A 15,146-nucleotide genomic window follows, 5' to 3' on the forward strand; every position below is an offset into this window, starting at 1 on the left:
GGAAGGCTACTTGCGGACCCAGCGGCCCAGGCCGTTGTCGTCGTAGAACTTGATGTCGAAGCCCTGGGCCCGCCCCTGGTCCATCTTGAAGACGATGGACGCCAGCGAGGCGACCAGTTCGGCTTCGCCCGCGGGCGAGAAGGCGTAGGTATCGCCGTCCCAGTGCCGCAAGGGGAAGCGCATGCCCTTGGGCCCCAGCACCAGGGTCAGCGCGCCGTTGGCCTCCTGGATCTCGGCCGGGCCGTAGTAGGGATTGTCGAACCTGCCGGCGTATTGCGACAGCGCTTTCGACGCCGCCGGCTTGGCGGGATCGGCCTGTCCGGACAGATCGGCCTGGGGTTCGAAAAACGCCTTCATGGCGCCGTTGTACGCCGCGAACCAGTCGCGCGTGGGCTTGCCGTACAACGCAGTGTCTGTGAACGATGCCGCGACGGATTCGGCCGCGCCCACTGGCGCGCCATTGGTCAGCACCACGATGCCGATGCCGGCGGAAGGGACGATGCGGAAGGTCGTTCCCGTTCCCATCAGGAAGGCGCCGGAATGTCCCATCGAAGGACGTCCGCCCAGTTCCGTGTTGACGTTGAAACCATAGCCGTAGAAGCCGGAGCGCGAGTCCAGGTCATGCGCACGGGCGCTGTATGCCTGGGGCGACAGGGCCGGCAGCAGGGCGCCAGGGGCGATCAGGGTCTTGCCCTGGTATTGCCCGTCGGCGAGCAGCAGCTTCAGCCACTCCGCCAGGTCGACGACGGTGGAGGACACGCCGCCCGCGGGCGCCTGCTGGTCGGCGTCGCGCTGGCCCGTGGGAACGAAGCGGCCGTTCTGGTAGGCGTGCAGCACGGCGCGATTGCCGCGCGCCTCGAAGTCGCCGTAGCGGTAGCTGGTCGACTTCATGCCCAATGGTTTGAAAAGCTGTTCGTCGGCCAACTGCTCCCAAGGGCGTCCGGCGGCCTTGGCCACAGCCTGGGCGCCGATGGTGGTGCTGAAGTTGGCATAGTGGTAGGACGTGCGGAAGGCGTCCAGCGGCAGCAGGCGCAGGCGGGCGATCACGTCGTCGCGGCTGAAACCCAGGTCTTCGAGGTCGTCGCCCGCCGTGCCCGGCAGGCCGGAGCGGTGCGCGAAGAAATCGCCGATCGTGGCGCGTTCGGACACGTAGGCATTGCTCAGCTTGAAGTCCGGCAGGTAGCGCGAGACCGGATCGTCCCAGGCTGCGCGGCCCTTGGACACTTCAATGGCCGCCACCGTCGCCGACAGCGACTTGGAGATCGATGCGATCTGGAACACGGTCTGCGCATCTACCGGCGCCTGTTTGCCAGCCTCGCGCGTGCCGTAGCCCTGCGCCAGCACGGTCTTGCCGTCGATGACCACGGCCACGGCCATGCCCGGAACCCGGCTGCGCTGCATGATGTCCGCGATGATTTGCGGCAGTTCCCGCAGCGCGCGTTCCTTGCTGCCTGCAGGGATGGCGACGGCGTCCGCGGGCGGATTCGGTGCGCTGGCGATGGGCACGGACTGCGACCAGGCTGCGGTGGCGCCGCCCAGCGCAAGAAGGATGACTCCGATGACGAGCGTGTGTTTGCGGTTCATGATGGCCTCAGAATCCTGCTTGGTAAGCGATGCGGAAAACGCCCTGGTTGATGCGCAGGGCCTGGTCGCGCTGATGCGTGAGCCCGGCCTGCACGATGAAGCCCATGGGCGTGACGTAGGTAACCGCGCCTGAAATGCCCCAATCCGTATCGTCCAGCAGGCCGTACTGCGCCAGCTTCTGGCCGCTGCCGGAAAGCTTGCGCACGGCTGCTGTCGCGGTCAGCTGCCAGCGGTCGCGCGACAACGAGACCGAGGTCACGCCGTTGCCGTTGGACACGGGGGCGCCGCGAAAGGCGCTGGAATAGGTGGCTTCGTTGAACCAGCTCAGGTTCCACGAGTTGGCCAGCGGCGCGTCGTAGCGCAAGCGGGCCGATACCGTATTGGCGCTTTTTCCTTGATCCGGATCCAGATGCAGCCGGCCCGCGTCCACCCCGCCCGACCATCCTTCCAGTCCGGGCAGATCGCGGAAGTCGTAGGAGAGAATGAAGGACTTCAACTGGTCGCTGAAGAGCGGCGGCTGATCGGGCCCGATGAGGCCGCCGTCCAGGCTGAAGCGTCGGTTCATCGCGGTGTTGTCGCGCTTGAACAGCATGGCGGCCACGGAGTGCGTTCCGCGGCCCGCGGTATCCAGGGTGTAGCGTCCGCCCACCCCGATCGAGCCGCGGAACTCCGAGTTCTCGTTGAAACCCGTGTACAAGCCGTCGACCACGTGCCAGGCGTCGCCAAAGCCCAGGTCCATCTTGCCGCCGTACAGCGCGTAGTTGTCCGCCGTATAGGCGGCGAACAGGTTGTCCAGGTCCACGCCCAGGTCGGAAAACGCATTGTCCTTGGTGTCGTTGGTGGACGAGTTGAAGGTCGCCTTGGTGCGGATCGAAAACTGCCGCGTCAGCTGCAGCACCAGGGCCGCCTCCGCCGTGGGCTGCACGCTGCTCCAGTGCGAGCGGGGAAGCTGGCCGTTGTCGTCCTGCACGCCGAAGAAGCCGGTGTAGCCGGTCATCAGCAGGAAGCGGCCATTCAGCTGCGGATAGGTTTCGCCGCCCTCGCCCAGCTCGCTGTAGGGCGTGAGGAAGATCTCCGTCTTGAAGATGTCCCGAGCTTCCTGCGCGCACGCGCCTTGCGCGGCCACGGCCAGCAGCGCGGCCGCTGCGGCCTGGCGCAGCGGCCGGCAGGGTCCGTTCACCGCGCCAGCTCGGCCGCCAGTTCACGCACCTGGGAATGGATATTGTTGAACATGGCGAAATTCACGCGGCTGGCGACGACGAACACGCCCAGCCCGCGGTTGGGCGACAGCACGGCATACGACATGAAGCCGCCCAGGCCGCCGCTCTTGCCCAGCAGCAAGGGCGCGCCATTGCGCGGCAGGGTCACGACCCAGCCCAGGCCCATGCCGTCGGCGTCGGTGACTTCCGTGCCTACGACGGACTTCAGTCCGTCATAGGGCAGCCACATCGTGTGCGCCAGCAACGACGCCTGCTTCGATTGTTTGGCGCCGTCCAGGTGCCAGCGCATCCAGCGCGCCATGTCGTCGGCGGTGGAGTAGATGCCGGCGCTGGCGTACATCACGTCCGGCACCGGGGCATTGGGATCGGGCTTGTCGAAGGGATCCAGCCCGGTCATCAGGCGCTTTTTCTGCGCTTCGTTAAGCGCATTGGTGGTGTCGGTCATGCCGGCTGGCTTCAGCACCTCGTTGGCCAGCACGGTCGAATAGTCCGCGCCGCCGGCCTTGGCCAGCGCATCGCCCAGCAGGCCGAAGCCCAGGTTGGAGTACAGCGTGGTGGTGCCGGGCACATAGGCCGGCTTGTGGCTGCCGATCCATTTCCAGTAATAGGCGCGGTCGAACGCGGCGAACGGATTGTCGGAGGGCTTGGCGTCAGGATTGGGCAGTTCACGCGGCAGGCCGGCCGAATGCGTGGCCAGGTCCAGCAGCGTCAGCGGGCGGCCGTTGGTTTCGACCTTGGCGTTTTCCGGCGCATATTTGGCCAGCGGATCCGTCAGCTTGAGCTTGTCCTTGGCTGCCAACGCCGCCAACACGTCGCCAGCGAACACCTTGGATACTGAAGCGATCCTGAAAATGGAGCGGCCATCCGGCTCCACGCCGCTGCCGGGCGCGGTTTCGCCATAGCCCTGAATCACGACCTCGTCGCCGCGCACGGCCGCGATGATCATTCCTGGCGCACCCGAGTTCAGGTACAGCTGCATGCCGGCCATGGAGACGGCATCCTGCAGCGCCAGGTCGGCCGCGCGGACCTGGCTGGCGCCCAGTGCGCAGGCGGCGCTCAAGGCTAGGGAGGTGATGCGCGGCAGTATGCGGGACGTCAGCATGCGGTTCTCTCTGCGGGACTTTGGGAACGGATGTTCCTTCGCCTGCGATGATCCCAAAAACTCGTTGCGCGGCCACTTGCGGCAGGACGAAACAACATGCCGGCATGACGAACTGCATATTTCAGAGGTGCGCCGGGTTCAGATGCCCATGCGTTCGCGCAGCGGCTTGCGGTAGGAGCGCGACACCGGCCAGGTCTCGTCCACGGCCCGCATCCGGATCAGCCACTTGTCCACGCTGCGGCGGTCCACGTCCATGACATGCAACGCGTTCGCAATGGCGGTGCGGTGCACCCGGAAGAAGGTCTGTTCCGGCAGCAGGGTCGACCATATGCCCAGCGCGCGCGAGTCCAACACCATCGACCCGTCTTCCAGCCAGATTTCGCTGTAGTTGCCCGCCGAGCGCACGCCTACGATGGTTTCAGGCTGCACGCCGCGGACCACGCCGCGCATGCTGAGATAGATCACCGATGTGGCGCTGTCGTAGCGCGGCGCGCGGCCGCGCTCGCGGCTGTTGCCGTATTTGGCCTGGCCTATCAGGTTGGCGCATTGGTAGAGGGCGCGGACTTCGGCGGCGGACCAGGCCCGGTGCCGCACGGTGGTGTCGAAGCCGATGATGCCGTAGAGCTTCCCGTCATGGAAAACCGGCACGCTCAGCACGCTCTTGTTGCCCTGGCGCTGGAATTCGACCTGGATGGCGCGCGCGGTGCGGGGCAGGTCGTTGACGTCGTGGATGGCGACCGCCTGGCCTTTGACCATGAATTTGTGCAGCCAGGCGATCAGCGTGGTCGGCACGTCCTGGAGTTCGGCGACGAAGGGTTCGGTCTTTCCGCGGCACCATTCATGGGTATTGCGCAGGCGCAGCATGTCCGGGCGGTACTCGATCATCCATGACCGGTCCACGTCCGAGGTCTCGCCCATGTAGGCCAGCTGTTCGGAGATCGCGTCGTCGGCGGGGAGCTTGAGCAGGCTCATCGCGCAGTGGTAGAGCCAGTCCGACGAGGGATCGGGTTCAAGCAGGGTGGCGGGGTGAGTCTGGTACTGGACTGCATCCTTCACTTGCGATTCCCCCCTGCGGCGACATGGCGCTTGGCGCGCTCGCGGGCCGGGCCCCGCGGCTAGGCTGGATTTTCCCTCTGGTAACGAGGGATGACAAGATCTGAAATCATCATCGCACCGTGGTCGGCGTCGCCGCCTGGGAGGCCTGCGTCGGCATGCGGCCCACGCTGAGCGTGCCGGGATCCTCTGCAGACGGGCGCACCACCGCCGCCTTGTTGGCGTCGTTGGCGCCGAGCTTGGGCAGGTCGATGGGGCGCGCGGCCACGGTTTCGAAGGGGCCGCCGCCGGCCGATGGCACGCCCTCCAGGGTCACGCCGCGGGTCCAGTTGCCATCGTGGCGCGACAGCACCTCGTAGCGCTGCGGGGCGCCGGTGGCGCGGGCGACGATGTAGAGCGTGCCATTGACCAGATTGAGCGCAGGCGGCGAGGCGGCCTGGGCGTCGAGCTTGGACGGCCTGCCGTGTTCCACCAGCCACAGTTGTCCGCCGGCGCGTTCCAGCACGGCAATCATGACGTTGCCGCCGGCGTCGGCGCTAATGGCCGGGCGGCCGATATAGGGCACGCCCATGTCGGTCGGCGCGCTCCATTCCATGTCGAGATCGGTGGTGTCGCCGGTCTCCATCAGGCGGGTCAGATGGTTGTTGCCGCGCTGGCGGAAATAGAGTTCGACGCGGTCCTGGTGATTGCGGATCGCTGCCAGGCCGCCGGCGGCCTGGGGCGCGGGCACGCGGCGCCAGTCCTGCCATTCGGGGAGCTGGCCTTTGGCGGCCGGCAGTTGGCGGGTGTAGTGGAGCTCGCCGGTCCCGGTGAGCGCGAAGATGATGTAGCGTCCGTCGCCGCCCAGCGCCGCAGCGGGGGCGCCGGTCACGCCCTCCAGCGGCGGCAGGTCCTGCCAGACGCCCCAGCTGCCGTCGACGCCGGAGGGCGTGATCCAGTGCAGCAGGCCGTCGTAGCCCAGCGCCACGGCGGCGGCTTCGCCGCGCGGCGCAACCGCCGGGATCTGGGTCACGCGCAGGCCACCCAAGGCCTGCCAGCCTTGCCAGGTGCCGTCGTGGCGCTGTTTGTTGGCCCACACGCCGCCCAGCGGGTCGCGCGCCATCAGGCCGGCCGTGCCGTCGGTATGGGTGTACGACACCAGCGGGCCGTTGGTGCGCCCGCCCAGGCTTTGCCAACGCCGCTGGTCCGCGTCCCAGCGGTTGACGGCGCCATTGGTTTCGCCGGCAGCGAACACCACCAGGCCGCCGCGCCCGTCCGGGTAGAGCTGCGGCGCGATGTCCTGGCGCGACACGTAATAGGCGCGCTGCACCCAGGCGGCCGCGGGGCCGGCGGGCTCCTTGCAGCCGGTGGGGCCGGCGCAATAGTGGTAGTCGTTCCAGGCGTAGTGCTGGAAGGTCAGCGACTTGCTGGCGATTTCGGCCTGAGTCAGGTTGGTGGCGCGCTCCTGGCTGGGGTAATCGACGTAGCCCATCTCGGCGTAGTTGCCGGGCGCGCGCAGCATGGCTTCGCGCGCCAGCCGCGCGCTGGCGATATGGTCGGGATGGCCATGGCCGGCGCAGCGCCAGCACAGCTGCGTGTAAGGCACGGCGATCGTATCGTCGAGATGGCGTACCGTGGTCGGCGCGTACTGGCGGATCAGGTCGGCCAGGGTGTCGATCAACTGTTCGCGGGTGTAGGACTCGGCATAGGGGCCGAGCGTGTCGACGTTCTGGCCGGGTACGGATTCAGTGCGGCTCAGCGGCGTCAGGCTGCCCCAGCCCTTGCCCAGCCAGGGATCCTTCAGGCGCATGTGCCAAAGCTGCACGCGCGGATTGCCCTTGAGGGTAAAGCGCGCGATGTGCCGTCCGCCCGCGATGCCGGCGTCTTCTTTCCATTCGTCCGGTTGATGCGCCATATAGGCATAGGCGGAGCGCACGCCGCGCTCGCGTCCCAGCATGTAGGTATCGCCTTCGCCAGCATCGCTTGCGGTCAGGTAGACCAGCCGCACGCACCCGCCTGCCTGGATGTTGGAGGCGATGTCCGGATTCATGAACAGCAGGTCGTCGTCCAGGTGGGCGACGAAAGCCATGTCCTTGATGCCATGGCATTGCGCCAGCGTCGGCGGACCGGCGAACGCTTGGGCGGAGAGCAGAGTGGCGACGGTACGGAGTAGCGCCCGGCCAAGGGGGCGCAGCATGGCCAACAAGACGTGCATAACGGGGCGCAGCAGAAAAGGCGCGGCGCGTAAGGGGTATTGAGGTGGGACCAGTATAGCGGTGTGGGATGGCGGTAAATGGGGGCGGTACAGACGGCCCCGTGGCCCTCATTCCGGCATGGCGCGGCCGGTCCGCCCGCGCTAGCGGTTCGGCGCGGCCATGGCCTTATCGCCCTGGTACGGGCTGAGATCCAGCCCCGCCTGCTGGAAGCGCCGCACGATTGCCGGCAGTTGCTTGCTTTGGCTTGCGCCGTCGACGGCCTGGATGGCCTGGCGGCATGTTTCGATGTCCTTCGGGCAGCCGTGGCCGGGCGCCAGCAGGCTGGCGTACACCGATATGTTGACGGCCAGCTGGGACACCTGGACGGCGGTCGGCTTGCCCAGGTAGAAGTCGTCCAGGTCGCGCTTGAGGCGGGCAGTCTCCTCTTTGCCGGCAAGCGCGCCGTCGCGGCAGTCCATGAAGGTGGGTGACTCGTCGATCAATTCCATGCGGCTGCATGCCAAGGCCAGGCGTGGAGCGGGCAGGAGGCCCGCCGGCAACTGGGCCTGGACAGTCGGCGATCCCGAGGTGGCGAACGACACTATCCGTCCGTTCGTGCGCTTGCCGGCATCGACCGGGCCGGCGATCAGCATGGTCACATCCAGCGACGCAGGAAAGCGCGCAGTCGGGCCGTTGGCATAAGCCCGGGACACGGTTTCGGCGGTCGCGGCGGGCAGGCCGAGCCTTGCGCCGATAAGGCTGTTGCCGCCTTGCAGGTAGGTGTCGAGCTCGTCGCGCAGCACGGCTTCCAGCACGGCCGCCTCGGTGGCGGAAAGACTGTAGGCGGCGCTGGCCAGCGTGGGGACCAGCAGGCCCAACATCGCGCAGAGCTTTTTCATGGATACGTTGCGGCAGTGTGGTTCGGCGCGCAAGGGTAACCGGTTTGCGCGCGCAGCGTGGAGGGCGTCAGTTCGCGCCGGCGCTGGCCAGCAGCCAGTCGCGCAGGCGTTCATGCGCGGCGTCGGCGCGGACCGCATCCTTGCGCAGGCACAGGCTGAAGGCCGCGCCGCTTTCGATGAAGCCCAGCGGCGCGGCCAGCCTGCCTCGGTGCAGTTCGGCCTCCACCAGCACCGCCGGCGCGATGGCCACGCCCAACCCGGCCGCGGCGGCCTCCAGCATGTGGCCCAGATGGTCGAACTCGCGCCCCGCTTGCCGTGGCGTCAGCGCGATGCCCTGGCGCGCCGCCCAATCCTTCCAGGCGTCGGGCCGCGAACTGGTGTGCAGCAGCGGCATATCCAGCACGTCGGCCGCATCGCGGATATACGCGGCCAGGGTCGGGGTGCAGACCGGGCCTATGGTTTCCGCGAAGAGCGGGGTGACGCCCCATTCTTGCGGCCAGGCGCGCCCGGCCAGGATCAGCGCATCCACGCGCTGCGTGTTCAACAGGGCGGCATCTGCGGCTGTCTGCAGCCTGATGCGGATGTCCGGATGCAGGGCTTCGAATTGTTCAAGCCGCGGGATCAACCAGTTGGAAAGAAAGCTGGCGGGCGCACCCACCGCCAATTCGGCCGGCTGCGTGCCGCGCCTGAGTTCGTCGCAGCGGCGCTCCAGCAGGTCGAAGGCGTCATGCGCCGCGCGCTGCAGGTCCAGGCCCGCCGCGGTCAGGTGGACGCGCCCCGCGCGCCGCTCGAACAAGGCGCAGCCCAGCCATTCTTCCAGTTGCCGGATCTGCTGGCTGACTGCGCTATGGGTCACGCAGAGTTCCTTGGCGGCCAGCGTGAAACTCGCCTGGCGGGCCGCGCTGTCGAAGAATCGCAGGGCATTGAGGGATGGCAGACGTCTCATGACTGTTAGCTGAGCTTACATATATGGGAAATAAATCATTGATTCAAATAAGTATTTTGTGACGATAGCATAAGGAAAATCCTACTCATCCTGTCACGGAAAACCTATCCATGCCACTCGCCATCCATCCGGCCGCGCCCGACAGCCGAGGCCAATTCGGCCCCTACGGCGGCCGCTACATGCCCGAAACGCTGGTCCCCGCCCTGGACGAACTTGAACGCCAGTTCAAGGCGGCGCTGGCGGACGAGGACTTCTGGCAGACCTACCGCGGCCTGCTGGCCGACTATGTGGGCCGGCCGAGCCCGCTGTTCCTGGCGCGGGGCGTTTCCGGGGAGCTGGGCGGCGCGCAGGTCTACCTCAAGCGCGAAGACCTCAACCACACCGGCGCGCACAAGATCAACAACTGCCTGGGGCAGATCCTGCTGGCGCGCCGCATGGGCAAGCGCCGCATCATTGCCGAAACCGGCGCGGGCCAGCATGGCGTGGCGACTGCCACCGTCTGCGCCCTGTTCGGCCTGCAGTGCGTGGTTTACATGGGCGCCGAAGACATGGAGCGCCAGTCCGTCAACGTGCGCCGCATGCGGATGCTGGGCGCCGAGGTGCGCGCGGTGCACGCCGGCACCGCCACCCTGAAGGACGCGATGAACGAGGCCTTGCGCGACTGGATCGCCCATCCCGCCGACACGTACTACCTGCTGGGCACCGGCGCCGGACCGCATCCTTATCCCTGGCTGGTGCGCGAGTTCCAGAAGGTGATCGGGGAGGAGACGCGCCAGCAGATCGCGGCCAAGACCGGCCGCGTGCCCGACGCCATGGTGGCCTGCGTAGGCGGAGGCTCCAACGCGATGGGGTTTTTCTACCCCTTTCTGGAACTGGCAGACGTGCGTCTGTACGGCGTCGAAGCCGGCGGGCTGGGCCTGGCCAGCGGGGCGCATGCGGCCAGCATCAGCGCGGGCCACGAGGGCGTGCTGCACGGCTGCCGCAGCTATTACCTGCAGGACGAAGACGGCCAGATCGTCAACGCGCATTCGATATCGGCCGGCCTCGACTATCCGGGCGTCGGGCCCGAACACGCCTTGCTGCATGACCGCAAGCGCGTGGACTACGTGTCGGTCACGGATGCCGAGGCCGTGTCGGCCTTCCATTGGCTGACGCGCAAGGAAGGCATCCTGCCCGCGCTGGAAAGCGCGCATGCGCTGGCCTACGTACGCAAGCTGGCGCCGCGGATGGCGCGCCACGAGATTCTCGTCGTGTGCCTGAGCGGACGCGGCGACAAGGACATGGACACGGTGACTCAATTTGGCGAGGTGGCGGCATGACCCGGCTTGATCGAACCTTGGCGGAGCTGCGTCAATCTGGACGCAGTGGGCTGGTGACCTATTTTGCGGCGGGCGATCCCGATCCTGCCGCATGCCTGGAGCTGCTGCGCGGCTTGCGCGCGGCGGGTGCGGACGTGATCGAACTCGGCATGCCGTTCAGCGATCCGGTCGCGGACGGTCCCGTGCTGCAGCGGGCCAACGTGCGTGCGCTGGCCGGCGGCCAGACCCTGAAGCGCACGCTGACCCTGGTGCGCGATTTCCGCGAGGCGGACGCGCATACGCCCTTGGTGCTGATGGGCTATCTGAATCCCATCCTGCGGCATGGGGTTGAAGGCTTCATCGAGGACGCGGCCGCGGCGGGCGCGGACGGCCTGATCCTCATTGACCTGCCGCTCGAACATGCCGACGAGATCAGCCGCGCGGCGCGCGCGCATGGCCTGCATCTGATCCGGATGTCCGCGCCCACGTCCGAGGACGCGCGGCTGGCGGGCTTGCTGCGCGACGCCAGCGGGTTTGTCTATCACATCATGCTGGCCGGCACGACGGGCGCGGACTTGCCTGACGAGCGCCGCATCGCCCAGGACCTGGACCGGCTGCGCTCGCATACCAGGCTGCCGGTGGCTGCGGGCTTCGGCGTGCGTTCGCCTGATGAAGCCCGGCTCGTCGCGCGGCATGCCGATCTGGTGGTGGTCGGCTCGCGGCTTGCGCAAGTGCTGGCGGAGCAGGGCGTGGCGGGCGCGCTGGGCGAGGTGCGGGGGCTGGCGGCGGCGCTGCGGGGGTAGACGGCGCGTGCGCCGTCCTGAAAGGCCGGGCAGCGCGCATGCCTCAGGCGTACCGCTCCAGCCGGAACGGCCTGATATCGACGGGTGTTTCGTTCCCCTGGATAAGGGCGGCCAAGGTTTCACCCACCGCGGGACCGATGCCGAATCCGTGTCCGGAGAAGCCGGATGCCAAGTAAAGCCCCGGCACGGCGGCGACCGGCGCGATGACAGGCATGGCGTCCGGCGTCACGTCGATGTAGCCGCCCCAGGATTGCGCGATGCGGGCCTGCTGGAACACGGGGAAGGCGCGCAGCAGGCGCTCCCAGGCCTGGTCGATCCCGCGTTTGTACGGCGCGGGATCGAGCACGCGGCAGCGCTCGTAAGGCGTTTCGCGGTCGGCCGGAAAGCGGCGCGGCGTCGCCAGTTCTTCGAAGAAGCGCTTGCTGAAGCGGATCCGGACCAGCGAGTTGTTGGCGATCCAGGCGCGCAGGAACTTGCCCATCAGGCGGAAACTGTCCGGCACCAGTTCGGCCAGCGAGGCCGAGAACTGCGAGACGGTATAGCCGCCGTCGGCGCGCTTGCGGCAGGTGAAGTCCTTGCCGTTGATTGCCAGCGAAACGCCGGCGTCGAAAGGTTCGGTGCGCAACACCGAACCGCGCACCTTCAACTGCGGAAAGTCCACGCCCAGATTGCCGCAGAACAGGCGCGACCAGCCGCCGGCGGCCACCAGCACCGCCTGCGCGCGCAGCGTACCGCGTTCGGTGATGACGGTGTCGGCGCGGCCAGCGCTGGTCTCCACGCCGCGCACGGCGCAGTTTTCGTATATCAGCGCGCCGGCCTGGCGCGCCAGCGCCGCGACGCCCTGCGTGGCGATCTGCGGCTCCGCCACGCCGTCGGCGGCGCTGTAGAGCGCGCCGGTCCAGGCGCGTGCGGAACTGGGCAGCAGGCGCAGGGCTGCTTCGCGGCCCAGCATGTCGGCCTCTACGCCATAGGCGCGCGCCTTGGCCAGCCAGCTTTCGTGCTCGGCGGCGTCCGTCTCGTTTTCTTGCAGGTAGACCAGCCCGTTGCGGCGGTAGCCGACTTCGACCTGGGCCTGGATCTCGCGCCAGAGCTGGTTGGCGCGCAGCGCCAGCGGCACTTCGGGCAGGTCGCGTCCCAAGGTGCGTACCCAGCCCCAGTTGCGCGAGGACTGCTCGCAGGCCAGCGTGCCTTTCTCGAACAGCGCGCAGCGCACGCCGCCGCGCGCCAGCGCGAGCGCCGTGCTCACGCCTATGATGCCGCCGCCGATGATGGCCACGTCCACCGTGGCAGGAAATTGCGTTTGTGTCGTCATGGCAAAGTGAAAGCGCCAGGGCAGGGGGTCAGGCGGGGTAGCCCAGCGCGTCGCGCAGGCGGTACCAGTTGATGGCCAGCGTGGCGCCGAATTGCCGCGCCGGGTAGAAGGGCATGCGCTCGATGGGCGTGACGGGGAAGTCGAGTTCACCTGCCGGCACGCCGCGGATGGCGTCGGTCAGCACGCGGCCCAGCGCCGTGCCCATGGCCACGCCGCGTCCGCAGTAGCCGTAGGCGGTCCAGATGCCCGGCGCCAGCCGATGCACGCGAGGCAGGTCGTCCATGGTCATGCCTACGCGGCAGGCCCAGCCGTGGCGCCACGCGGCGTCCGCCAACTGCGGGAAGCGCGCGACTGCGGCGCGGCGCAACTGTTCGCCAGTGGACGGATCCAGGCGCTCGGACGAGTGCCCGCGGCCGCCGATGACGAAGCGACCTTCCGGGTCGATCCGGCAGTAGTAGGTAATCTTGCGCGTTTCGGAGATGCCGGCGCGCAGCGGCAACAATTGCTCCTGCAGCGCTTGCGGCAGGGGATCGGTGGCGATCTGTGCGCTGGATACGTTGACATACGACTGCGCGACGGCCGGCCACAGCCGGTCGGTGTAGGCGTCCGTCGCCAGTACGACGTGGCGTGCCTGGACCGCAAAGCCGTTCACGCTCAGCGTCGCGCCGCCGTCCGGCGTGGGCGCGATGGCGGACACCGGCGAGTGGTCGTGCACCGCCGCGCCTGCGACCTGCGCCGCGTGCGCCAGTCCGCGGGCGAAGGCCAGCGGCTGCACCGCGCCTGCGCGCTTTTCGCGCAGGCCCGCGGGCCAGAACGAGGATCCGGTTGCCGCGCGCATCGCGTCGGCGTCCAGGTATTCGACGTCGCCGCCATGGGCGTTCAGCTCGCGCGCGCGGCTTTTGAGATAGCTGCCCGACGCCGCCGAGAACGCGCCCTGGATCCAGCCATTGCGGGTGGGCGAGCAATCGATGCGCAGGCGTTCGGCCAGTTCGAAAAGGTAATCGGCATTGCCGTAGGCAAAGCGCATCATGCGCGTGGCCGTGTCCGCGCCGAAGCGGCGGATCAGCGCGGCAGGGCCGGGCTTGAATCCCGGCACCACCTGGCCGCCGTTGCGCCCGGAGGCGCGGTGGGCCACTTCATGGGATTCGAACAGCGCCACCTTGAAGCCGGCCTCGGCCAGATGCAAGGCGGCCGACAGGCCGGTGAAGCCGCCGCCGACCACGGCGGCGTCGACATGCAGCGGACCGGCCAACGCCGGCGAGGCGGCGCGCGCAGGCGCGGTCGCGGCCCACAGCGTGGCTGCGGGCGAAAACAGATCGTTGTTCATGGTGCCGGAGCTACTGGGCGTGGGTGACGCGTTTGAGGAAATCACGCATGCGTTCGTTGCGGGGATTGGTCAGCACTTCGCGCGAGGGGCCCTGTTCGGCGATACGGCCGTTTTCCAGGAACAGAACGCGGTCAGAGACGTTGCGCGCGAAGTCCATTTCGTGCGTGACGATGACCATGGTCATGCCCTTCTCGGCCAGCGTGCGCATCACGGACAGCACCTCGCCCACGAGTTCCGGATCCAGCGCCGAGGTCGGCTCGTCGAACAGGATGGCCTCGGGTTCCATCGCCAGCGCACGGGCGATGGCCACGCGCTGCTGCTGGCCGCCGGAGAGCTGCTGCGGATAGTGGTTCATCTTCTCGGCCAGGCCGACCGACGCCAGAATCTCGCGGCCGCGGGCGGTGGCGGACTCGACGCTTTCGCCCTTGACGTGCACCGGGCCTTCAATGACGTTCTCCAGCGCGGTGCGGTGCGGGAACAGGTTGAAACGCTGGAACACCATGGCCACGCGCTGGCGGATGTTCTGGATGTCCTTGCGGCGCGCGTCCACGGTGATGCCGTCGATCGTGATGCGGCCGCCGTCGTAGCGCTCCAGGCCATTGATGCAGCGCAGGAGCGTGGACTTGCCGGAGCCGGACGGTCCGATCAGGCAGACCACTTCGCCTTGCCGGATTTCGGCGTCGATGCCTTCCAGCACGCGGTGGGCGCCGAACGACTTGCTGAGGTTTTCGATCTTGATCATTGGCGGCGCCCCAGTCGGCGTTCAAGTTTGCCGATGAAGTACATCATGGGCAGGCTCATGGCCAGGTACATGAGGGCTACCAGCGTGAAGATGGTGGCGCTCTTGAAGGTGGAAGAGGCAATCAGCTTGCTCTGCATGGACAGCTCGACCACGGTGATGACCGCTGTTTGCGAGGAATCCTTCAGCATCATGACCACGTTGTTGCCGTAGGGCGGCAGCGCGACCTTGAAGGCCTGCGGCAGCACCACGCGGCGCATCAGCTTGGCGCGCGACATGCCCAGTGACTGGGCAGCTTCGAACTGGCCGGGATCGACCGCGTCGATGCCCGAGCGGAACACCTCCGACATGTACGAGGAGTACGCGATGCCCAGGCCCAGCGCGCCGGCCTGGAAGGCGGTCAGGCTGATACCGATTTCGGGCAGCACGAAGTACATGTAGAACAGCACGACGATGATGGGAACGCCGCGGATGATGTTGGTGAGGATGCGGCTGGCGTGCGATAGCGGCGCAACGCCGCTGACCCGCAGCAGAGCCCAGAACAGGCCGAGCGCCGTGGCGATGACCAGCGCCGCCGCAGTAATGGCGATGGTCGTCAGCACCCCCTGCATCAGCACCGGGAAGAACTCCGCGGCGTCACTGAAAAATGACTGGAACATCTTGGATACCTGTTAGGCGGCGCGCCGCGG

The 15,146-nt window shown here is 67.7% G+C and carries 13 protein-coding genes; 2 read left to right on the forward strand and 11 right to left on the reverse strand.

The genetic code is table 11. The features are described 5' to 3' along the window. Positions 1–6: 6 nt before the first annotated feature. The 7 genes from AC1RHV_RS18390 to AC1RHV_RS18420 form a co-directional block, all read right to left on the reverse strand. Positions 7–1,584, reverse strand: a complete 1,578-nt coding sequence (locus AC1RHV_RS18390; protein ID WP_313387999.1) for a serine hydrolase — start codon at positions 1,582–1,584, stop codon at positions 7–9. Positions 1,585–1,591: 7 nt separating this feature from the next. Further along, positions 1,592–2,764, reverse strand: a complete 1,173-nt coding sequence (locus tag AC1RHV_RS18395; protein WP_233564541.1) for a hypothetical protein — start codon at positions 2,762–2,764, stop codon at positions 1,592–1,594. Beyond that, the gene (gene ampH, locus AC1RHV_RS18400) at positions 2,761–3,906 is read right to left on the reverse strand and encodes a D-alanyl-D-alanine-carboxypeptidase/endopeptidase AmpH (protein ID WP_119450120.1); all 1,146 of its coding nucleotides are present in this window, start codon (positions 3,904–3,906) and stop codon (positions 2,761–2,763) included. The genes AC1RHV_RS18395 and ampH overlap by 4 nt, the downstream gene beginning before the upstream one ends. A gap of 138 nt (positions 3,907–4,044) precedes the next feature. Beyond that, complete coding sequence (locus tag AC1RHV_RS18405) at positions 4,045–4,962, reverse strand: GAF domain-containing DNA-binding protein (RefSeq protein ID WP_233564540.1); 918 nt, start codon at positions 4,960–4,962, stop codon at positions 4,045–4,047. 109 nt (positions 4,963–5,071) lie between these two features. Further along, complete coding sequence (locus AC1RHV_RS18410) at positions 5,072–7,153, reverse strand: DUF8189 domain-containing protein (protein ID WP_492301605.1); 2,082 nt, start codon at positions 7,151–7,153, stop codon at positions 5,072–5,074. Positions 7,154–7,294: 141 nt separating this feature from the next. Continuing rightward, a complete protein-coding gene (locus tag AC1RHV_RS18415; RefSeq protein ID WP_125471237.1) occupies positions 7,295–8,032 on the reverse strand; it encodes a hypothetical protein in 738 nt (245 codons plus the stop codon). 67 nt (positions 8,033–8,099) lie between these two features. Next, positions 8,100–8,978: a LysR substrate-binding domain-containing protein gene (locus AC1RHV_RS18420; RefSeq protein ID WP_492301607.1), complete on the reverse strand. Its 879-nt coding sequence runs from the start codon at positions 8,976–8,978 to the stop codon at positions 8,100–8,102. Between the two features lie 110 nt (positions 8,979–9,088). On the opposite strand from AC1RHV_RS18420, the gene trpB reads away from it, so the two are divergent. Together trpB and trpA are read left to right on the forward strand one after the other, a co-directional pair. After that, a complete protein-coding gene (trpB, locus tag AC1RHV_RS18425; RefSeq protein WP_313389613.1) occupies positions 9,089–10,297 on the forward strand; it encodes a tryptophan synthase subunit beta in 1,209 nt (402 codons plus the stop codon). Next, entirely contained in the window at positions 10,294–11,079 is a 786-nt protein-coding gene (trpA, locus tag AC1RHV_RS18430; RefSeq protein WP_175160247.1) for a tryptophan synthase subunit alpha, read from the forward strand. Before trpB ends, trpA begins: the two co-directional genes overlap by 4 nt. Positions 11,080–11,122: 43 nt before the next feature. On the opposite strand, the gene AC1RHV_RS18435 is transcribed toward trpA, so the two are convergent. Genes AC1RHV_RS18435 through AC1RHV_RS18450 form a run of 4 tightly spaced genes read right to left on the reverse strand, consistent with a single transcriptional unit; the run spans position 11,123 to position 15,116 of the window. Continuing rightward, a complete protein-coding gene (locus AC1RHV_RS18435; RefSeq protein WP_175180689.1) occupies positions 11,123–12,391 on the reverse strand; it encodes an NAD(P)/FAD-dependent oxidoreductase in 1,269 nt (422 codons plus the stop codon). Between the two features lie 28 nt (positions 12,392–12,419). Next, positions 12,420–13,718 carry an NAD(P)/FAD-dependent oxidoreductase gene (locus AC1RHV_RS18440; RefSeq protein WP_310534768.1) on the reverse strand — a complete coding sequence of 433 codons (1,299 nt, stop codon included), beginning with the start codon at positions 13,716–13,718 and terminating at the stop codon, positions 12,420–12,422. A 10-nt stretch (positions 13,719–13,728) separates the two neighbouring features. After that, the gene (locus AC1RHV_RS18445; RefSeq protein ID WP_175160240.1) at positions 13,729–14,460 is read right to left on the reverse strand and encodes an amino acid ABC transporter ATP-binding protein; all 732 of its coding nucleotides are present in this window, start codon (positions 14,458–14,460) and stop codon (positions 13,729–13,731) included. After that, on the reverse strand, positions 14,457–15,116 hold the full coding sequence (locus AC1RHV_RS18450; protein ID WP_054451769.1) for an amino acid ABC transporter permease: 660 nt from the start codon (positions 15,114–15,116) through the stop codon (positions 14,457–14,459). Before AC1RHV_RS18450 ends, AC1RHV_RS18445 begins: the two co-directional genes overlap by 4 nt. Positions 15,117–15,146 lie beyond the last annotated feature (30 nt).

It is taken from the genome of Achromobacter sp. GW823-FHT04E03, assembly GCF_058796095.1.